Source organism: Halomonas sp. MMSF_3323 (assembly GCF_030733595.1).
Taxonomy (GTDB): domain Bacteria; phylum Pseudomonadota; class Gammaproteobacteria; order Pseudomonadales; family Halomonadaceae; genus Halomonas; species Halomonas litopenaei.
In genome coordinates, this window is sequence record NZ_JASHIT010000006.1 from 33,371 (window position 1) to 53,890 (window position 20,520).

General features: G+C 65.7%; 15 protein-coding genes. 8 read left to right on the forward strand and 7 right to left on the reverse strand.

Features of this window, described 5'->3' with window-relative positions:
• Window positions 1-66: 66 nt before the first annotated feature.
• On the reverse strand, window positions 67-522 hold the full coding sequence (locus RBB39_RS04240; protein WP_083970354.1) for a MerR family DNA-binding transcriptional regulator: 456 nt from the start codon (window positions 520-522) through the stop codon (window positions 67-69).
• Between the two features lie 317 nt (window positions 523-839).
• On the opposite strand from RBB39_RS04240, the gene RBB39_RS04245 reads away from it, so the two are divergent.
• The 5 genes from RBB39_RS04245 (at window position 840) to RBB39_RS04265 (ending at window position 6,756) form a co-directional block, all read left to right on the forward strand.
• The gene (locus tag RBB39_RS04245) at window positions 840-2,006 is read left to right on the forward strand and encodes an acyl-CoA dehydrogenase family protein (protein ID WP_213230695.1); all 1,167 of its coding nucleotides are present in this window, start codon (window positions 840-842) and stop codon (window positions 2,004-2,006) included.
• 49 nt (window positions 2,007-2,055) lie between these two features.
• Window positions 2,056-3,183: an enoyl-CoA hydratase/isomerase family protein gene (locus tag RBB39_RS04250; protein WP_306168846.1), complete on the forward strand. Its 1,128-nt coding sequence runs from the start codon at window positions 2,056-2,058 to the stop codon at window positions 3,181-3,183.
• 59 nt (window positions 3,184-3,242) lie between these two features.
• A complete protein-coding gene (mmsB, locus tag RBB39_RS04255; RefSeq protein ID WP_045994917.1) occupies window positions 3,243-4,151 on the forward strand; it encodes a 3-hydroxyisobutyrate dehydrogenase in 909 nt (302 codons plus the stop codon).
• Between the two features lie 137 nt (window positions 4,152-4,288).
• Entirely contained in the window at window positions 4,289-5,470 is a 1,182-nt protein-coding gene (locus RBB39_RS04260; protein WP_306168847.1) for an acyl-CoA dehydrogenase, read from the forward strand.
• Window positions 5,467-6,756: a CaiB/BaiF CoA-transferase family protein gene (locus RBB39_RS04265; RefSeq protein WP_306168848.1), complete on the forward strand. Its 1,290-nt coding sequence runs from the start codon at window positions 5,467-5,469 to the stop codon at window positions 6,754-6,756. Before RBB39_RS04260 ends, RBB39_RS04265 begins: the two co-directional genes overlap by 4 nt.
• Before the next feature lie 128 nt (window positions 6,757-6,884).
• Here RBB39_RS04265 and RBB39_RS04270 read toward each other — a convergent pair whose 3' ends face one another.
• From RBB39_RS04270 to RBB39_RS04290, 5 genes are all read right to left on the reverse strand, one after another.
• Complete coding sequence (locus tag RBB39_RS04270) at window positions 6,885-7,994, reverse strand: DUF1513 domain-containing protein (protein ID WP_306168849.1); 1,110 nt, start codon at window positions 7,992-7,994, stop codon at window positions 6,885-6,887.
• Window positions 7,995-7,998: 4 nt separating this feature from the next.
• Entirely contained in the window at window positions 7,999-9,117 is a 1,119-nt protein-coding gene (locus tag RBB39_RS04275; protein WP_306168850.1) for an imelysin family protein, read from the reverse strand.
• Window positions 9,114-10,553 carry a di-heme oxidoredictase family protein gene (locus RBB39_RS04280; RefSeq protein WP_306168851.1) on the reverse strand — a complete coding sequence of 480 codons (1,440 nt, stop codon included), beginning with the start codon at window positions 10,551-10,553 and terminating at the stop codon, window positions 9,114-9,116. Before RBB39_RS04280 ends, RBB39_RS04275 begins: the two co-directional genes overlap by 4 nt.
• Before the next feature lie 127 nt (window positions 10,554-10,680).
• Window positions 10,681-11,961: an imelysin family protein gene (locus tag RBB39_RS04285; RefSeq protein WP_045994920.1), complete on the reverse strand. Its 1,281-nt coding sequence runs from the start codon at window positions 11,959-11,961 to the stop codon at window positions 10,681-10,683.
• A 279-nt stretch (window positions 11,962-12,240) separates the two neighbouring features.
• The gene (locus RBB39_RS04290; RefSeq protein WP_045994921.1) at window positions 12,241-13,074 is read right to left on the reverse strand and encodes a pyruvate, water dikinase regulatory protein; all 834 of its coding nucleotides are present in this window, start codon (window positions 13,072-13,074) and stop codon (window positions 12,241-12,243) included.
• 417 nt (window positions 13,075-13,491) lie between these two features.
• Here RBB39_RS04290 and ppsA point away from each other — a divergent pair, with 417 nt between their 5' ends.
• The 3 genes from ppsA (at window position 13,492) to ggt (ending at window position 18,569) form a co-directional block, all read left to right on the forward strand.
• The gene (gene ppsA / locus RBB39_RS04295; protein ID WP_213230706.1) at window positions 13,492-15,864 is read left to right on the forward strand and encodes a phosphoenolpyruvate synthase; all 2,373 of its coding nucleotides are present in this window, start codon (window positions 13,492-13,494) and stop codon (window positions 15,862-15,864) included.
• A gap of 172 nt (window positions 15,865-16,036) precedes the next feature.
• Window positions 16,037-16,588, forward strand: a complete 552-nt coding sequence (locus RBB39_RS04300) for a hypothetical protein (protein ID WP_157033136.1) — start codon at window positions 16,037-16,039, stop codon at window positions 16,586-16,588.
• 142 nt (window positions 16,589-16,730) lie between these two features.
• Window positions 16,731-18,569, forward strand: a complete 1,839-nt coding sequence (ggt, locus tag RBB39_RS04305) for a gamma-glutamyltransferase (RefSeq protein ID WP_045994925.1) — start codon at window positions 16,731-16,733, stop codon at window positions 18,567-18,569.
• A 70-nt stretch (window positions 18,570-18,639) separates the two neighbouring features.
• On the opposite strand, the gene RBB39_RS04310 is transcribed toward ggt, so the two are convergent.
• Window positions 18,640-20,514 carry a glycerophosphodiester phosphodiesterase family protein gene (locus RBB39_RS04310; RefSeq protein WP_045994926.1) on the reverse strand — a complete coding sequence of 625 codons (1,875 nt, stop codon included), beginning with the start codon at window positions 20,512-20,514 and terminating at the stop codon, window positions 18,640-18,642.
• Window positions 20,515-20,520 lie beyond the last annotated feature (6 nt).

A 20,520-nucleotide genomic window follows, 5' to 3' on the forward strand; every position in this document is an offset into this window, starting at 1 on the left:
GCAGAGCATTGGCAGTCAGGGTGTCGCAGCAGGCGAGGGACCAGAGCCAGTCGTGGAGGACGGGAGCTAGCCCTTCTCGCCGAGCTGTCCCAGGGCGTCCCGGGCTCGCCGGTCGACATCGTCCATCTCGAGGCGCATCAGGCGGATATCCTCGAGCTGGCGGTCTAGCTCGGCACGCTTCTCGGCGATGATCTCGAGTAGACGCTTGAGCTGGCGGGCGTTTCCGTCCGGCATGGCGTCGTACATCATCACCACCTCGCGTATCTCGGCCAGCGAGAATCCGAGCCGCTTGCCTCTGAGCGTCAGTTTCAGGCGCACCCGATCCTTCTCGCGATAGATGCGCTTCTGACCCTGGCGTCGGGGCGCCAACAGCCCCTCCTGCTCATAGAAGCGGATAGTCCGAGGCGTCACCTCGAACATCTTGGCCAGCTCTCCGATACTGTAGGTGCGGGAGATCGCGGTGGGCTGGCGAGCTTCGCTGGAGGAGCCTGAGGCGCGGTTGGCGCTGGCGGTTTTGCTCATGATGCTCTGTCCTGTTGGGAGGACCCGACGCGGCGGGGTCCTTGGAAAAGACACTAGTCAAAGTTTACGTTAACGTAAAGTGGATGTGGCGAAATTGACCCTCGCCCGGGCAAGGCGCCCCGGTATTCAGGGCCGCAGCGCCGTGTACGACTATGGGTTGATAGGTCGAAAACCGAGCAAGTGCTAGGTTGGGTCCCATTGCATGGCGGGGAAGCCGCCCGGCCGGCTGAATGGCCAGTCGAACGGTTCGCTGTCCGACTCGCTGTCCGACTCGCTGTCTGGCTCGCCATCGACGTCTTGAACATGAGGATGCCACCATGGACTTTTCCCTTACCGACGATCAGAAGGCCCTGGTCGACGCCGCCGCCGACTTTGCCCGAGTCGAACTCAAGGATCACGCCGCCGAGTGGGACGCCACGTCGCACTTTCCGCTGGACGTCATCCGGCGTGCCGGCGAAGCGGGCTTTCTGGGGATCTATACCCCGGAAGAACACGGCGGTCTGGGGCTCTCGCGCCTGGATGCGTCGCTCATCTTCGAGCAGCTGTCGCAGGGCTGTATCGCCACTACCGCCTACCTGACCATCCACAACATGGTCACCTGGATGATTGCCAACTGGGCCACCGACGGCGTCCGTGATCGCTACGTCGAGGCCATGGTCAGTGGTGAGTGGCTCGGTTCCTATTGCCTGACCGAACCCGGTGCCGGTTCGGATGCCGCCAATCTGCGTACCAAGGCCGTGCGAGACGGTGATGATTATGTCATCGATGGGGCCAAGATGTTCATCTCCGGTGCCGGTTCCACCGAGGTGCTGGTGGTGATGGCGCGCACCGGTGAGCCGGACAGCGGCGCTCGTGGCGTCTCGGCCTTTGTGGTACCGGCGGACGCCGAGGGCGTCAGCTATGGCAAGAACGAGGACAAGATGGGCTGGAAGAGCCAGCCGACTCGGCTGGTCAGCTTCGATGGTGTGCGGGTGGCCGCCGATCATCGTCTGGGTGAAGAGGGCGAGGGTTTCCGGTTTGCCATGAAGGGGCTGGACGGTGGCCGTCTCAATATCGCCAGCTGTTCGCTGGGGGCGGCCCAGCATGCGCTGACCCTGGCGCGCGACTACCTCGGTGAGCGCAAGCAGTTCGGTCGCGAGCTGTCGTCCTTTCAGGCGCTGCAGTTCCGTCTCGCCGACATGGCCACGGAATTGATGGCGGCCCGTCTGATGGTGCGCCAGGCCGCCTGGCGACTGGATCAGGGCGATCCCGAGGCGACCGCCCACTGCGCCATGGCCAAGCGCTTTGCCACGGACATCGGCTTCAAGGTCTGCAACGAGGCACTGCAACTCCACGGGGGCTACGGTTACATTCGTGAGTACCCGCTGGAGCGCCTGGTCCGCGATACCCGGGTGCACCAGATTCTCGAGGGGACCAACGAGATCATGCGCCTGATCGTCGGTCGTCGCCTGCTCGCCGACGGCGTGGTCGAATCGCTGCAGTGACGTTGGGTTGAACAGACAGCGCATGGAAAAGAGTGCAAGGAGCCAAACAATGAGTCACGACCTGGTCAGATTCGAACGCCGCCCGGCGGCTGGCGGCGGTTGCATCGGTATCGCCACCCTGAATGCGCCCAAGGCCTTGAACGCCTTGTCGCTCGAGATGATCGAGCTGCTCGACGAAAAACTCGAGGAGTGGGCCCAGGACCCCGATGTTCACGCGGTATGGCTTGACGGTGAGGGGGACAAGGCCTTCTGCGCCGGTGGCGATGTGGTGGCGCTGGTGCGAGAGCTCAAGCGCGAGCAGGAGGCCGGGCGCGGTGTCGGCAGCTATGCCAGCCACTACTTTTCTGCCGAGTATCGCCTCGACTATCGGCTGCATACCTATCCCAAGCCGTTGCTGGTGTGGGCGGACGGCATCGTCATGGGCGGTGGGCTCGGTCTGACCGCTGGTGGCCGGCATCGTCTGGTGACCGAGACCACTCGGATCGCCATGCCGGAGATCACCATCGGTCTGTATCCGGATATCGGGGCCAGCTGGTTTCTCAACAAGATGCCGCCGGGGGTCGGGCTCTACCTGGGCCTCACCGGTGCCAGCATCAACGCCAGGGACGCCCTTGACCTGGGTATGGCGGATCGCTTCGTGCCGCGCGAGCGGCGCGACGAGCTGCTCGCGCGGCTCTGCGACTGCCACTTCGCCCCCGGCCACGTGGATGACGCCGAAGCGCTGGTGTGCGACGTACTCGGTGAATTCGAGGCGCCGAAGAAGGCCCCCGAGGCGCAGGTCTGGCTCCATCTGGATCACATCACCTCGCTGACCCTCAAGGGCCGCGTGGAGGACGCCGTGGCTGCCATCCTGGGCGATGATCGCGACGATGACTGGCTTTCGGCCAATCGCGCACGACTCGAGAAGGGCTGCCCACTGACCGCGCACCTGGCCTGGCGGATGCTCGAGCGACATCGCCACTCCTCGCTGGCCGACGCCTTCCGCGACGAACTGGTGGTGTCGATCCAGTGCAACGTGCTGGGCGACTTCGCCGAGGGAGTGCGCGCGCTGTTGATCGACAAGGACAAGTCACCGCAGTGGCGGCATCGAGACGTCGCAAGCGTAGGCAGCGCCGATCTGGCGGCGATGTTCGGTGCCCCCTGGGGCAACGGTCCCGGGCCACTGGACGACCTTTGATCGCCGCTTGACGCGCCAGTACAACAATCACAATTCGTTAGATAGCCAGGAGACATCTTATGCAAATCGCCTTTATCGGCCTTGGCAACATGGGCGCGCCGATGGCCGCCAACCTGGTCGGCGCGGGCCACCAGGTGCGGGTCTTCGACCTGGTCGAATCGGCCATGGCGACGCTTGAAGAGCAGGGCGCGAGTCGGGCGAGTTCCGCCCTGGAGGCCGCCGAAGGCGCCGAGGTGGTGGTCTCGATGCTGCCGGCGGGGGCGCACGTCAAGGCGCTGTACCTCGGCCGTGACGGTGCCGAGGGACTGCTTGACCAGCTCTCGTCGCGGCCCTTGCTGCTCGATGCCTCCACCATTTCGCCGGACGATGCCCGGCTGGTGGCGGGCGAGGCCGCCAAGCGTGGTCTGGCCTATCTCGATGCGCCGGTGTCTGGCGGCATCGGGGGCGCCAAGGCCGGCACCCTGACCTTCATCGTCGGTGGCGACGCCGACGCCTACGAGCAGGCCCGTCCGGTACTCGAGGCCATGGGCAAGAACCTGTTCCACGCAGGCCCCAGTGGCAGCGGCCAGGTGGCCAAGATCTGCAACAACATGCTGCTTGGCATCCTGATGAGCGGTACCGCCGAGGCGCTGTCTCTGGGGGTCAAGAACGGCATGGATCCGGCCGTGCTGTCGGAGATCATGAAGCAGAGCAGCGGCGGCAACTGGGCATTGAACGTCTACAACCCCTGGCCCGGGGTGATGGAGGGTTCCGCCGCCTCACGTGACTATCAGGGCGGCTTCTTGACCGACCTGATGGCCAAGGACCTGGGGCTTGCCTGGGAGCTGGCGCTTGAGTCCCGCGCCAGCGTGCCGATGGGTTCCCAGGCGCGCAACCTGTTCGCGCTGCACAGCGCCCAGGGCAACGGCGGTCTGGATTTTTCCAGCATCCAGTCGCTGTACCGGGCCGGCGAGTCGTCCGGCCAATAGCCGGGCTGACGACGTTCGGGCCTCGTCGTTCGACGTCGAGGTCCGTGATTCGTCATCGCTCGACCAAGGTGGGGGTTGGCAAGACCGACCATTAGGTCTACATTTGGTGAAAATGTAGAAATTCTGGAGCCCCCGCCATGACCAGCATCACCCCCGTTACCTGGGAAGATCCCTTCCGCCTCGTCGATCAACTCGACGAGGAAGAGCGTATGGTCCAGCAGACCGCCCACGACTACTGCCAGGAAAAGCTGCTTCCCCGGGTGCTCGAGGCCAACCGTCACGAGCGCTTCGATCGCGAGATCATGAACGAGATGGGGGAGCTTGGACTGCTCGGCGCCACCATCGATGGCTACGGCTGTGCTGGCATGAACTACGTCAGCTACGGTCTGATCGCCCGTGAGGTCGAGCGGGTCGATTCCGGCTATCGCAGCGCCATGAGCGTGCAGTCGAGCCTGGTCATGTACCCGATCCACGCCTTCGGCAGCGACGCTCAGCGCGATCGCTACCTGCCGAAGCTTGCCAGCGGTGAGTGGGTGGGCTGCTTCGGCCTGACCGAGCCGGACCATGGCTCCGATCCCGGCAGCATGTCGACCCGGGCCTATCGCACCGACTCCGGCTGGCGCCTGAACGGCACCAAGACCTGGATCACCAACTCGCCGATCGCCGACGTCTTCGTGGTCTGGGCGCGGGACGAGGAGGGGGTGGTCCGCGGCTTCGTGCTCGAGAAGGGCATGCCTGGTCTCAGCGCGCCCAAGATCGAGGGCAAGTTCAGCCTGCGCGCCTCCACCACCGGCCAGATCGCGATCCAGGACGTCGAGGTTTCCGACGACCAGCGTCTGCCTGGGGTGCAGGGCCTGAAGGGGCCTTTCTCCTGTCTCAACCGCGCCCGCTACGGCATCAGCTGGGGTGCCATGGGCGCCGCCGAGGCCTGCTGGCACGCCGCACGTGACTACACCATGGAGCGCAAGCAGTTCGGCCGTCCGCTGGCCGCCAATCAGCTGATCCAGAAGAAGCTCGCCGACATGCAGACCGAGATCGCCCTGGGCCTGCAGGCGTCGCTGCGGGTGGGGCGGATGATCGACGACGGCCAACTGGTGCCCGAGGCGATTTCGCTGATCAAGCGCAACAACTGTGGCAAGGCGCTGGATATCGCCCGGGTCGCCCGGGACATGCACGGCGGCAACGGCATCAGCGACGAGTACCACGTCATCCGTCACGTCATGAACCTCGAGGCGGTCAACACCTACGAAGGCACCCACGATGTGCATGCCCTGATCCTCGGGCGTGCCCAGACCGGCCTGCAGGCCTTCACCGGGTGAGTGACACCGCCATGCACCAGGCAGACAGCTCAGCGGAGACCGGCGCCGGCAATACGGCAGGCGAGAGCGCGCAAGCTGCCAGCGCCGCCAGGCCGCTCGAGGGGGTTACCGTGCTGGACATGTCGCGGGTGCTGGCCGGCCCCTGGTGCGGCCAGCTACTCGGCGACCTCGGCGCTCGGGTGATCAAGATCGAGCACCCCGGTCGTGGCGATGACACCCGCGGCTGGGGGCCGCCCTGGCATCAGGGCGAGCCGATCGACGGTGATGCGGTCGAACGCCAGGCCGCCTATTACCTCTGTGCCAATCGTGCCAAGCAGTCGCTGGCGGTGGACATCGCAAGCGCGGATGGCCAGCGCCTGATCAAGGCGTTGGCCAAGGGCGCCGACATCGTGCTCGAGAATTTCAAGGTCGGTGGGCTCGCTCGCTATGGCCTAGACGCTGCCTCGCTGCGAGAGATCAATCCGGCGCTGGTGGTGTGTTCCATTACCGGCTTTGGCCAGACCGGCCCCTACGCCCACCGGGCAGGCTACGACTTCATGATTCAGGCCATGGGCGGCTTGATGAGTCTGACCGGCGACGCCGACGGCATGCCGATGAAGACCGGAGTGGCGATCACCGACGTGATGACCGGGCTTTACGCCACCGTGGGGGTGCTGGCGGCATTGCATCGCCGGCGCGAGACCGGTGAGGGCAGTCACGTGGACCTGGCGCTGCTCGACGTTCAGGTGGCGACCCTGGCCAACCAGGCGCTCAACACCCTGGTCAGCGGTGTGGCACCGCAGCGCTTCGGCAATGCTCATCCGAATATCGTGCCCTACCAGGCGTTCGCCTGCCGCGATGGTCATCTGGTGCTCACCGTGGGCAACGACGCCCAGTTCGCCCGCCTGGCTGAGTTGCTCGGGCACCCCGAATGGGCCGAAGGCGACTACGCCACCAACGAAGGACGGGTCGCCCATCGCCAGGATCTGGTGGCCTTGATCCAGGGCATTCTGAGCGGCGGCGAGCGCGATCACTGGCTCGCCGAATGCGAGGCCCGGGGGATACCGGCGGGGCCCATCCACACCTTGCCGGAAGTGTTCGCCGATCCTCAGGTGCGTCACCGTGGCATGGCCCGGGAGATCGACGGCGTGCCCCAGGTCGCCAACCCGCTGCGCTTCGATGGGGCCAGTGCCACCGCCGTGTCCGCACCACCACGCCTTGGCGAGCACAGCGACAGGGTGCTGACCGAGATGGGGCTGTCGGCGTCCGATATTGAACGTCTACGACGGGAAGGCATCATCCGCTAAGACCGTCAGCGGTGCTTGAGTGCACAACGGCCAGGCCCATGGGGCCTGGCTTTTTTTTGGCGCGGTCGTCGATGCCAGGGTCGATGCCCTAGTCGACGGCCCGATGGCCGATAACCCGCTGGTGGTGATCAGGTCAGGTGGTTGTCCCAGCGCAGCGGCAAGGCGGCCAGCTGGTAATGGCGGCCGCCATCGTCTATTCGGTGGACCTCGCCACCGCCGGTGGTGACCAGATAGCCTCCGGCGCCGTCGCAGCGAACGCCTGCCGCGTCCTCGATATCGAACTGTGCCAGCAGCTCGCCGCTGGTCCTGCCCAGCACCAGCACCTTGTTGCCTCGTGGGGCGGAAATCGCCGCACTCGGGCGCACCTGGCTGGCCGCCACGCTGGCGGTGTACTGGGCCATACGCCCTTGCAGGGGCGAAGGCAGCACCTGCTCGCTGAAGCTGCCGTCCGGTGCGCGCCTGGCGATCAGCGGGTGGTCGGTCTCCCACTCGGGGCCCTGGAACTGGTAGCCGGCGACGACGGTGCCGTCGGGGGCGATGTCCAGATGGCGACAGCTCAGCTGGTGGTGGGATGGCCGATGGCGTTCCAGGATCTTGCCGCTATGGCGATCGAGCAGCAGCAGGGCGGGGTCCATGTCCGAGAGGTTGAGCTTGGCCCGCCCGCTGTCGGGATGGGTGTGGATACCGCCCAGCGCCACCACCAGGGTCTCGCCATCGGGCATCAGGCCGACCTCGTGGGGACCGATGCCGTCGAGAAGGTGGTCACCCACATGCCGGTAGCCTTGCTCGGCGTCGTGCACCTGAACCAGCCCCATGGCGTCGCCGATGCGATTGGCGGTGACGTAGAGCCAGCGACCGCTCGGGTCGAACACGCCGTGGCCGTAGAAGTGCCGGCCCTGTCCTGCGCTGATCTCGAGTGTCGATGCCTGGCGCCTGGCGTCGAGCACATGGAAGCGTTGGCCTGGCCGTCGAGCGAACAGTACCACCTCGTCCCGGCCCGGTCTGAGGCAGCCGCCGTGGCAGCGCTCCGGGCTCGGCAGCAGAAAGTGACCAGCGCCGTCGCGGCGCAGCCCTGCCAGGTGGTGTCCACCGTCGCTGTCGTCCACCGCGCTGAAGTACCACTGCCGGCGGCCACCATCGTCCAGCGCCCACAGACTGGCCGGCAGGCCGGTGGCGGCGAGTCCCAGCAGCGACGCCTTGAGCAGGCGCCGCCGGGACAGAGAAGGAAGTGACGGCACCGGGTCAGTCTCCGTCGCTGGAATTGAAGCCCTTGACCACCCCCAGGGCGGGGGCGATCTGATCATCGAGCAGCGCCCGCAGCTGGGCCACCTCCAGGTAGAGGGTCGCCAGTTCTTGTTGTGCTGCCGGGGAGCTGGCATCGCCATCTGAATGTTCGTCCAACGCATCGACGATACCGGTATCGATCGCCTCGGCCTGATCGAGCGTGTCCTCCAGCTGGCGAGCAAAGGCGTCGCCCAGCTCGGCATGGCCGGCCTGATCCAGCCAGGTCGCAAGGCCCGGCTGGAAGTACTGCTGCAGGCCCGCCAGGCTGGCGGCCGCCAGGGCCACCGACTGGCCACTGCGCCAGGCCTCTGCGCGATAGGCATTGGGCGCGGCGCCCATCAAGCCGAGCGGCTCGCCGAGGCGCTTGTCCTCCAGAATCTCGAGAGACTGCATCGCACCGTGCAGGGTCGCCTCGTTGTAGCTGTCGGTGGCCAGGTAGTGCGGCGCAAAGGCCTGCCAGTCGGCAACCACGGCGTCGCTGACGGCGACCAGGTGGCTGCCGATGGCCCCAGCCAGGGCGCAGGGCAGGGGGTCGCCCAGCGAGCGGCTGGCCATGACGTCGTCGTAGAGCAGTACTTCCAGCGCCGGGAAGCCCTGCTCGGCGACGCCGGCCTCGGCGATGTCGTCGGCGCCGACGGGGGCGTCCTGGCGTAGCCTGGCGCCAACGCGGGTACCCACAAGATTCTTGGCGTCGGGCCAGAACTGGAGCTGCCAGGCACGGCTGTCCACCTCGATCGGCCCGAAGTCGACAAAGCGCACCGCTTGCCAGGCCTGGTAGGCCGCAAGCCACTCACTGCGCAGCGCCGGGCGGTCGACCCCGGCCTCGCCGCAGCTCGCCTTCAGGCGTTCGGCCAGTGCCTGAGTCCGGCTCGCCAGTTGCCGATAGCCAAGCCCGATATCGTGATGCCAGACGCTGCGCGGGGTGCTTTCGTTCTCTGCATCGTGCGCGGTGTCAGCGCTGGCGTCAGAGGACCCCTGGGCCAGGGCCGTCCCGGGCCCGCCCAGCGTCAAGCCGGCGGTCGCCAGCAGCAGGGCGGCTGCCAGGGCGCTACCCGAGTGTCGTGGAAAAGTCGTCATAGGGAGTTCAGGAAGTCCAGTAGTTGTTGGCGCTCGTGGGCCTCAAGCGCCTTGTAGGCATTTCGTGAAGATTCGGCTTCACCGGCGTGCCACAGGATCGCCTCTTCCAAGGTGCGAGCCCGTCCGTCGTGCAGGAAGCCAGCCTGGGGATTGACGCTCTGGGCCAGGCCTAGCCCCCACAGTGGCGGGGTGCGCCACTCATTGCCGTCGGCCTGGTACTCGGGGCGACCGTCGGCGAGGCCTTCGCCCATGTCGTGCAGCAGCATGTCGGTGTAGGCCCACAGGGTCTGTCCGGCCAATTCGGCGCGCTCGGTGTCTTCCGGCGTGGTCAGCGACGGGCGATGACAGCTGGCGCAACCCAGGGTGTTGAAGTGACGGGCGCCGGCCTGGACGTCTGGCGAATCCATGTCGCGCCGCTCGGGTACGGCCAGGCTCGAGGCGTAGAAGGTGATGAAGTCGGCGACCTCGTCACTGACTTCGGGATCGCCGCCATCGGGGAAGTTCTCGCAGCCCTGGCCCGGCATACAGTCGGTGCTCGCGGTCAGGCGCGAGGTCAGGCCCATGTCACCGGCAAAGGCGTGCAGGCTCTGCTGCTCCACCGTGGGCTCACCGGCCTTCCAGCCGAACCGTCCCAGCACGGTGGTCTGCTGGCGCACGTCCCACACTCGGTTTGGCCGGCCCGAGATGCCATCGCCGTCGGCGTCCTGCTCATCCGCCCAGGCCAGGATCTGCGCCTCGTCGACCACCTCGAGCAGGCCCAGGCCGATCATCGGCGGGGCGACCCGGGGGGACGTCAGCAGATTCTCGGGCAGCTCCCCGTAAGCGGGGTTCTCGATGGAATAGACGGGCGCCGCGAGCACCACGTGGTGTCCGTCGTCGAAGCTGATCTCGCGATCCTCGAGGGTGCGTACCATGTCGGCTTCCGGCGTGGCGCCGGGAATCGCCGCAGTCTGAAGCTGGCGCCCGTAGTGGGGCACCGGAACGGCGCCGGTGCGCCTTACGATGTCATGATCCTCGTCGCTTTCAGCGGGCAGCGACAGGCGCAGGAACAGGGACACCGGCGCCTCGCCAGGGGCCGGAGGGTGACCGCGGCCGTCCTTGATATGGCAGCCCTGGCAGCTGTTGGTGTTGATCAGCGGTCCGAGGCCGTCACGGGCATCGGTGCTGGCCGGTGCCACCACCCAGGGGTTGCGAAAAAAGCTGTTGCCGACGCTGAAGTCCAGGCGCTTGGTCATGCTCATGTTGCCAAGGGGCAGCGAGTAGGCGTTGTGGTCGAACTGGCTGACCGAGCCTTCGCCACCCGAGCGTGGGTCGTTCTGGATGGGCGGACTGTCGTTTGCGCTGACTGGCGCGTCGTTTGCGCTGACCGGCGCGCCGATGACGAGGGCCGCCAGCAACGCTGACAGGGCAGGGGGGAGCGACGGAAATTGACGCATCAGGCGTTTCCTTGAAACAGGTGAGCCGCACGCGGGCGGTGCGGCTTCTTGGGGCGAATGACTCTCATTGCATCATCCGCCAAGGCGTTATCACCTGATCTGGATCAAGCGGGGTCCAGTGACGGGGTCAGAAAGTATGACCGGCGTCGTCGGGCTGCAGCGAGGTGACGCCCAGTTCGCCTGCGGCCTGCTCGATGGAGCCGGTCTGGGTGACCAGCGCCAGGATGGCATCGTTGACGATGGCGGCGCCCTGGTCATTGCTCGGTGCGATCATCATGTCGAAGGTCATCGGCGAGTCGCTGCGCTCGGCGGTCTCCTTGAGGGTGCCGAGCGCGTCCATGGAGGCCTCGATCTGCTGCTCCAGGGTCTGGGCCAGCTCGCTGTCGCGCTGGGCCAGCAGGGCTTCCACGCCCGGTCCTTCCAGGGTGGTGCCGTCGATGCGCTGGTAGCTGCCGGTGTAGACGTTCTGGATGCCCTGACCGTTGTAGTAGTGCGAGTTATGAGTGTTGTCGCTGAAGCAGTCGTGCTCGTCCTCGTAGGAGTTGGCCTCCAGCGCGACCTTCATGCGCTCACCGGCGAGCTCCCCCAGTGACAGTGAGCCCATGCCGAAGAGGATGCGGCGCAGGCCTTCTTCAGCCGGTTGCGCGGTCAGTTCGCTGCGGTAGTTGTCGCCGTCTACCGGCGCCCACTGGGCGACCATCCATTCCAGGTCGTTGATCAATAGCTGACTGGCTGCCTTCAGATAGGCCCGACGGCGGTCGCAGTGGCCGTTGCTGCAGTCTTCGCCCTGGGCGAAGTCGCTGGCGGGGCGCTCGCCGGCGCCGGCCTCGTAGCCGTGCTGATCCTGGCCCCACAGCAGAAACTCGATGGCGTGGTAGCCGGTGGCCACGTTGGCCTCGGAGCCGCCGATCTCGTTGAGCTCGGCCAGCAGCTCCGGGCTCAGGGTACTGACGTCGATCTCTTCGCCGCCGACGTTGATGCGCTCGGAGGCAATGATGTTGGCGGTAGCGCCGGCGTTGCCCAGCTCGTGCTGGTAGCCGTCCTGAGCGACGTAGTCGATCATGCCTTCGTCCAGCGGCCAGGCGTTGAGCTGGCCTTCCCAGTCGTCGACGATGGCGTTGCCGAAGCGGAAGACTTCACTCTGCTGGTAGGGCACCCGCGCCTCGCGCCAGGCCTTCTTGGCCGCGGCCAGGGTCTCGGGGGTCGGCGCGGCCAGCAGGCTGTCGATGGCCTCGTCCAGCGCCTTGGCCGTCTTCAGTGCGTCGCTATAGGTGGTGTGGGCGAGATCGGTGTAGTGGCTCACCACCGCCTTGGCGGTAACGTCTTCGGCGGCGACGTGGCTAGACACGACAAGGGCACTGGCGGCAATGGCAAGCGCCAGGGGACGGCGGACGAGACGGGAGATCATGGGGCGTTACCTTTTCTCAGGGCGGTTATTCTTGCGCGGCGACGACAGGTAAGGGATGGCTGCGCCGGGGAGTCCACTACGGAAAGAAATAGTAACGAGATTGACTATCATTGCAAGTCGCTGGGTGCGCTGGAACGGTCCGGAGCCTGGTGACTCAGCCCTATGCCCAAGCCCACGGACCCTGCGCTGTGATGCAGCCGAGCAGGGGGCAGCGAGCCGACAGGGAGATGGCGGAAAGGAGGCACCTTCCCGCCATGGACCGGCGGACGCAGGCGGGTGTCAGCGCGGTGAGAAGCGGCGGTTGATGCCGGTCTCGGCGATCATGCGGGTGGAGATTTCCTCCACCGAGAAGCGGGTGGCATCGATAAAGGGGATATGCAGCTGGCGGAACATGGATTCGGCCTGGGCGACCTCCTGCATGCACTGGTCCATGCTGCTGTAGCGGCTGTTGGGGCGACGTTCGTGGCGGATGGCGGCAAGCCTGCGCGGGTCGATGGTCAGGCCGAACAGCTTGTGGCGCTGCTTGGCCAGTACCGGCGGCAGCTTCAGGGTGCCGCTGTCGTCCTGGTCGTCTTCGGTCAGCGGATAGTTGGCCGCGCGCACCCCGAACTGCAGCGCCAGGTACAGCGAGGTCGGCGTCTTGCCGCAGCGTGACACCCCGACCAGGATGACATCCGCCTGGTCGTACTGGTGGGTACGGGCGCCGTCGTCGTTGTCGAGGGCGAAGTGTACCGAGTGGATGCGGTCCATATAGACATCGTCGCTGGAGATGGCGTGGGTACGCCCGACGCTGTAGGAGGAGTGGGTGTCCAGCTCGCGCTCCAGCGGCTCGAGGAAGGTGGAGAATATGTCGACCTTGAAGCCCGGTGCCTGGCGAATCACCGCGCGGATCTTCTCGTCGACGATGGTGTCGATGATGATCGGCTGCACGCCGTCGCGCACGGCGGTGGCCTCGATGATGCTGACCAGCGAGCGCGCCTTCTCGATGGTGTCGATGTAGGGCTTGGTCAGCTTGCGGATGTCGACGTTCTCGAACTGGGCCAGCAGGCTGCGGCCCAGGCTCTCGGCGGTGATGCCGGTGCCGTCGGAAATGAAGAAGGCGGTTCGGGTCATGACGATTCCCTTGAAGACAGTGATGGCATTGTCCGTTTACCGCTGCGGTGAGACAAGTTGTCGCTGTTCCAAAGTAAACCTAAGGCGGCACAGGCGTGCCCGACTACAAGATAGGCTGGCTTTCGATCAGCCTCTGAAAAAAGTCCTGGCGGCGGGGCCGAGCCAAGCATTCGCGCGCCTTTCAGATACTTTGACGCCAGCATCCGACGTCATGATTTGCACGCCCTGGCGGAGACCTCGATAGCGGCGTCAGGGCGCTGACTACAGGAATCGTCGATTTCCCCCGGGTGTTGTAAAAATCCTCCAGTGACTTCGCTCTTAGACCAATGGCGAATATGGCGAGGCGCTGATAGAGTCGCCAGCATCCAGTCATGACGGCGCGTCACGGACGAGGTCGTCGACATCCAAGGGGGTCACGTGGACAAGTACATTCTGTGGTTTGATCAGCTGGGCATGAACGACGTCGAGCGAGTCGGGGGCAAGAATGCTTCCCTGGGCGAGATGATTTCCAACCTGTCCGGCGCCGGCGTCACGGTGCCTGGCGGTTTCGCCACCACCGCCGAGGCCTATCGCGAGTTCCTCTCCCACGAGGGGCTCAACGATCGAATCAACCAGGAGCTTGCGCGTCTCGACGTCGATGACGTCAATGCCCTTGCCGAGGCCGGCAGCAAGATTCGCCAGTGGGTCATCGATACCCCGCTGCCGCCGGCCTTCGAGGCCGCCCTGCGTGAAGCCTACGAGCTGATGCTCGGCAAGCATCCCAACCTCAAGGTGGCGGTGCGCAGCTCCGCTACCGCCGAGGATCTTCCCGACGCGTCCTTCGCCGGCCAGCAGGAAACCTTCCTCAATATCGAAGGCTACGACAACATCAAGCGGGCGGTGCACGAGGTGTTCGCCTCCTTGTTCAACGACCGCGCGATTTCCTACCGGGTGCACCGTGGCTATGCCCACGAGAACGTGGCGCTGTCCGCCGGCGTGCAGAAGATGGTGCGCTCCGAGACCGGGGCCAGCGGCGTGATGTTCACCCTGGACACCGAGTCCGGCTTCCGTGATGCCGTATTCGTGACCTCGTCGTGGGGCCTCGGCGAGACCGTGGTGCAGGGCGCGGTGAACCCTGACGAGTTCTACGTCCACAAGACCACCCTGGCGGCAGGCCGCCCGGCGGTGCTGCGGCGTAACCTCGGCTCCAAGCTGATCAAGATGGTCTACACCGGTGATGCCAGCGCCGGCAAGTCGGTGGAGACCGTGGATGTGCCGCTGTCCGATCGTGGCCGTTTCAGCATCAACGACGAACAGGTGATGGCGCTGGCGCGTCAGGCGATGACCATCGAAGAGCACTACGGCCGTCCCATGGACATCGAGTGGGCGCTGGACGGTGACGATCAACAGCTCTACATCGTTCAGGCGCGTCCCGAGACCGTGGTGTCCCAGCAGGAGGGCGGCTCGCTGGAGCGCTTCCAGCTCAAGGAGAAGGGGCGCACCCTGGTCACCGGTCGCGCCATCGGTCAGCGCATCGGTCGCGGTGCGGTCAAGGTCATCCTCAGCCCGGACGAGATGGACAAGGTCAACGCCGGGGACGTGCTGGTCACCGACATGACCGACCCGGACTGGGAACCGATCATGAAGCGCGCTTCTGCCATCGTCACCAACCGTGGCGGGCGCACCTGTCACGCGGCGATCATCGCCCGCGAACTGGGTATCCCGGCGGTGGTGGGCTGTGGTGACGCCACCGACGTGCTGCGCGATGGCCGTGAAGTCACCGTGTCCTGCGCCGAGGGCGATGCCGGCCACGTCTACGATGGTCTGCTGGAGTTCGACCGCAACGTCACCAGCGTCGATGCCATGCCGGACATCCCGTTCAAGATCATGATGAACGTGGGCAACCCGGATCGCGCCTTCAGCTTCTCCACCCTGCCCAACGCCGGTGTCGGCCTGGCGCGTCTGGAGTTCATCATCAACCGCATGATCGGCGTTCACCCCAAGGCGCTGCTGGAATACGACACCCTGCCCAGCGAACTGCAGCAGACCATCGATCTGCGTATCGCCGGCTACGATGATCCGGTCAGCTTCTACGTCGACAAGCTGGTGGAGGGTATCTCGACCCTGGCGGCGGCCTTCTATCCGGAGCGGGTCATCGTGCGAATGTCGGACTTCAAGTCCAACGAGTACGAGAACCTGATCGGCGGCAAGCTCTACGAGCCCGGTGAAGAGAACCCGATGCTCGGTTTCCGCGGCGCCTCGCGCTACATCTCCGAGAACTTCCGGCCGTGCTTCGAGCTTGAGTGTCGGGCGATGAAGCGGGTGCGCGACGAGATGGGCCTCGACAACGTCGAGCTGATGATTCCCTTCGTGCGTACCACCGAAGAAGCCAGTGAAGTGGTCGACCTGCTGGCGGCCAATGGCCTCAAGCGAGGCGATAACGGGCTCAAGGTCATCATGATGTGCGAGCTGCCGGCCAACGCCCTGCTAGCCGATGAGTTCCTCGAGTACTTCGACGGCTTCTCCATTGGCTCCAACGATCTGACCCAGTTGACCCTCGGTCTCGATCGCGATTCCGGTATCGTCGCGCACCTGTTCGATGAGCGGAACCCGGCGGTCAAGAAGCTGCTGGCCATGGCGATCCAGGCCTGCAAGGCCAAGGGCAAGTACGTCGGGATCTGCGGCCAGGGGCCGTCTGACCATCCGGAACTGGCCAAGTGGCTGATGGAACAGGGCATCGACTCGGTGTCACTGAACCCGGACGCGGTGCTGGAGACCTGGTTCATGCTGGCCGGCGAGACCATCGGCTGAGCATCACCATGCTGTGAGACGGCGACGCGATCGCCCGCCTGTCGACGCCGCGGACCTTCCGCGGCGTCGTTGCGTTGTGCGGGTGTGCGAAACTCGCTCAATCGCCTCGAGGGGCTCCCCAAGTGCCCGCTAACTTGGCACCATGGGAAGCTTTTCTTTTCAGGATCTTGTGATGGCGTATCTGTTGGTCATGGGCAGCGTGCTGCTGTCCATCGGGGTGTGCCTGGGCTGGGCCTGCTGGTCGCTGGGGCGCTGGGCTCTCGGGCGGCTGCTGCCAGGGGGGCGTCAGTCATCGGGCACGGCAACACAAAAGGCGAAGCCAGGACCCAGGGCCCGCAGTCGCAGCGATTCCCCGACCAAGGCCTCGAGCAAGGCCGCGAACAAGGCCCAGGCCAAGTCAGAACCCAGCCAGGAGCCCAGGGCCTCACGGGGCAAGGCTGCTTCGTCAAAGGCGGTCAAGAACAAGGAGCCTACGCCTCCCTGGGCATTGACTCGGGGCCTGTCACGCTTTGGCTCGGCGCTGCCGCTGGGCCTGCTGATGGCGTTGATATACGGTGTGGTACGCCTGGCCGAGAAGGGCATGGCGGCCAGGGCCGAAAGCACCCCTGAGGGCTATCACCAGTTGGTGTCGGTGCTCGGTGTGACCGCCGTGGCGCTGCTGGCGCTGGCACTGGTCTCGCGGTTCTGCCGCTGGCGTGTCGATCGCTACGAGCGCCGGCAATAAATTAGCGCTGCTCGTCGGTGGTACACGATGCCGGTGAAACACGCACATGACAGCGAGCCTGCGTGCCGTCTCGACGCTCAGGGCCTATGCTGAATCAAGCAATAAAGACTCTCCCGTATTACTCATCACAAAAGGAGCGGTGATGACATCGCGTACTTCGCCACGGTTGGCGCGTCTGGCGTCTTCCATCGTTTGCGGCAATCTGCTGCTGGCCGGCCTGCTGACGACACCGGCACTTGCCCAGGAGGGGTTTGAATACGCTCATCCGGACATCTCGCCGGAATCGAGTTCCGGCTATCAGGAGAAGCCCGGCTGGTCGACCTCGTCCTTTGCGGTGGCGGCCGCGAACCCTCTGGCCACCGACGCCGGCTATCAGGTGATCAAGGCCGGAGGCTCGGCCATCGATGCCGCCATCGCGGTGCAGATGGTGCTGACGCTGGTGGAACCCCAGTCCAGCGGCATCGGCGGTGGTTCCTTTCTGATGCTGTTCGACGGGGAAGATGTCCACGCCTTCGATGGCCGTGAAAAGGCCCCGTTGGGCGCCGACGAGTCCCTGTTTCTGAATGCCGACGGCGATCCGATCGACTTCATGACCGCGGTCGAGAGCGGGCGTTCGGTGGGGGTGCCCGGTACCTTGAGGATGCTGGAGCTGGCGCACGACGAATACGGCGAGCTGCCGTGGAAGTCACTGTTTGCGCCGGCCATCACTCTGGCCACGGAGGGTTTCGAGATCAGCCCGCGTCTGCATCAGAGCCTGGAGTCGACTCCAAGCCTTGCCGAGGACGAGATCGCCGGGGCCTACTTCTTCGATGACCAGGGCGAGCCGCTTGAGGTGGGAGCGACCCTGCGCAATCCCGCCCTGGCGGCGATTCTGACCAAGGTGGCCGAGGAGGGCAGCTCTGCGTTGCACACCGGCGAGTTTGCCGAGGATCTGGTGTCCCGGGTGCGGAATCACCCGGAGCTGCCCGGTACCCTGAGTCTCGAGGACATGGCGGGTTACGCAGCACTCGAGCGTGAGCCGCTGTGCACCCCCTGGCGTGACTGGGAGGTCTGCGGTTTCCCGCCACCCTCATCGGGACACCTGACCGTGATGCAGATACTCGGCATGATGGAGGCCTTGCCGGAGATCGAGACCGCCATCCACGAGGGTGTGCCCACGGTGGATTGGCTGCATCCGTTTCTCGAGGCCTCGCGCCTGGCCTTTGCCGATCGCGGCCGCTATATCGGTGACAGCGATTTCGTCGAACCCCCCGGCGGTGACTGGAACACGCTGCTGGCACCGGACTATCTGGCCAAGCGCGCCGAGCTGATCAAGCAGCAGAGCATGGGAAGCGGCGAGGCGCGCCCCGGCAACCCCGGTTCGCTGGAGACCGCCTACGCCTCTCAGCCCCAGCAGCCCGAGCACGGCACCAGCCATATCAGCATCGTCGACCCCCGGGGTCAGGCGGTCGCCATGACCTCGAGCATCGAGCAGGCGTTTGGTTCGCGCATCATGGCCAACGGTGGCGGCGAGCTTGATGGCGGCTATCTGCTCAACAATGAGTTGACCGACTTTTCCTTCACGCCGACGGATGAGCAGGGCACACCGATCGCCAACCGGGTGCAGCCCGGCAAGCGGCCGCGTTCGAGCATGAGTCCGACGCTGGTGTTCGAGCGTGAGAGCGGCGAGCTGGTAGCGAGCCTCGGGTCTCCCGGAGGCGCCGCGATCATCCACTACACCGCCCAGACGCTGGATGCCATGCTTACGCGTGGTGTGGACGCCCAGCAGGCGCTCGATCTGCCCCATGCGATCACCACCGGTGGCACCGTCTATCTGGAGCAGGGGCGCTTCCCCGAGGCCACGCTGAGCGATCTGCGGGGACTTGGTCACGAGGTCGAGACCCGCGAGTTGACCAGCGGTCTGCAGGCGCTGAAGGTCACCGAAGACGGCTTCTATGGGGGTGCTGACCCCCGCCGTGAAGGCGTCGTGATGGGCGATTGAAGCGCGCCATTCGCTCCGCGGACTGATGTTGCCCCCGCTCCCGGCTACCGCCGGGGCGGGGGTTCTTCGTTCAGTCGTCGGCCAGCCAGTGGCGCAGCTTGGTCAGCAGTAGCTCGGCGTCGCTCATCCTGCGTCGTTCGCGCAGCAGCGCGCTGAGTCTTTCAGGGCGGTCGGTGATGATGCCGTCCACGCCCATGTCGATAAGTCTGGCCATGCGGCCAGGATCGTTGACCGTCCAGGCGTAGAGCGGCGTCTGGTTGAGGTGGGCGCGTCGCAGTTGATCATCGTCGATCTGGCTGTTGCGCAGGCCGAGCCCGTCGAAGCGACGCTGCGGCAGGCTGCCGGGCAGGGCCCACTCTGCCAGCAGCAGTGTCCTGGCGCGAGGCTCCTGGGCGTCGATCAGGTGGATCTGACGGTACGACAAGGACGCAAGCCAAGTGGTCTCGAATAGCCTGGGATCGCCACAGATCATGCGCGCCAGGCGGTCTTCTGCCTGGTCTCGGCAGTGCAGGCGCCAGCGGCGTTCGGCGTCGAGCTCTGCCACGACCGCCTCGATCAGCGCCTGTTCCTTGCCACGGCTCGGCTTGAGCTCGATGATCAGGTCGGCGCGGCCACGCACCGCAGCCAAAGCCTGGTCGAGCCTGGCCAGGCGTTCGCCGGCGAAGGCATGACCGAAGCCTGATCCGACATCCAGCGTTGCCAACTCCTGCCAGTTCAGGTCGGTGACCCGCCGCGGGTCTCCCGCAAGACGCTGCAGCGTGGCATCGTGGCTCAGCACCACGTTGCCGTCGGCACTCAGACGCACATCGATTTCGATCTGATCGGCGCCGTCTTCCAGGGCCTGGCGGATGGCCGACAGGCTGTTTTCCGGCGCTACCTCCGAACTACCCCGGTGGGCGATCACCTCGACCTCGTCATTGAGCTCCTGTCGCTCCACCATCAGCCACGCCTGGGAGACGGCGAATACCAGGATGCCAACCTCCACCGCCCAGGCCAACCGCCCCGGGTGGGCGTCAGCCGGTGGGGGATCGGGGCGCGGCAGTCGATGGGCGCGGCGCAGGTACAGGCAGGTCGCCAGCAGGGCGTTGAGCACGATCACCGCGAAGGCGACACTGAGCGTCAGCAGGGTCGCGGCGGTGACCACCAGCAGCATGGTTGTGATGACCACCGCGCCGATCTCGGGCAGTGTCGACAAGAGGGGGGCGACCCAGGCGCTGAAGGCGATCGACACCGCCGACGGCAGCACCAGCAGTACCGCCAGCATCGAAAAGATGACCCGCGCAAGTCCCCCCTGGCGGTGCCGGGTCAACTGGTAGCTGCGGCGCATCGCTGCGACAGGCGAGAGACCCTCCAGTACCACGCAGGGCAGCGCCAGCCACCATCGGATGTAGAGTCGCGCCGCCAGCGCTGCCCAGAGTCCGACCAGCGGAAGCAGGGTCGAGGTGTAGAGCCAGAAGGCCGGTGGGCGCACCCGCCGCACATAGTAGGGATCCAGGTGACCGAGCAGGGAATCGTGGACCAGGCTGGCACAGGCGGCGACGAGGGTCAGGGCCAGCAGGTGAATCGACACCTGCAGGCTGGCGAGGCCCAACAGCCTGGGAAGACGATGCAGGCTCTGCCACAGGGCGATCAAGGCCTGGCGCGCGTGGGAGCCCTGGCGCTCCACCGCCACCAGCATCATCCCGGCCTGCTGCAGGTAAAGCAGCGTCAGCAGGATGACGGCAAAGGCGAGGATCCAGCTGAAGCCCAGTGGGGACAGCAGCAGCTCGACCGCATCCACCGTGGTGACCAGGGGGCGGCCAACCCGGGAAAGCCAGCCGGCCAGCAGCCAGCCCATGGCCGGCAGCAGTGCAGCCGAGGCGAACAGCGTGAACAGCAGATGGTAGGCCAGCAGAGGACGCAGGTGATCATGCAGGCTGGTGTAGACATCCCTGGCAAGCGTCATGAGTCT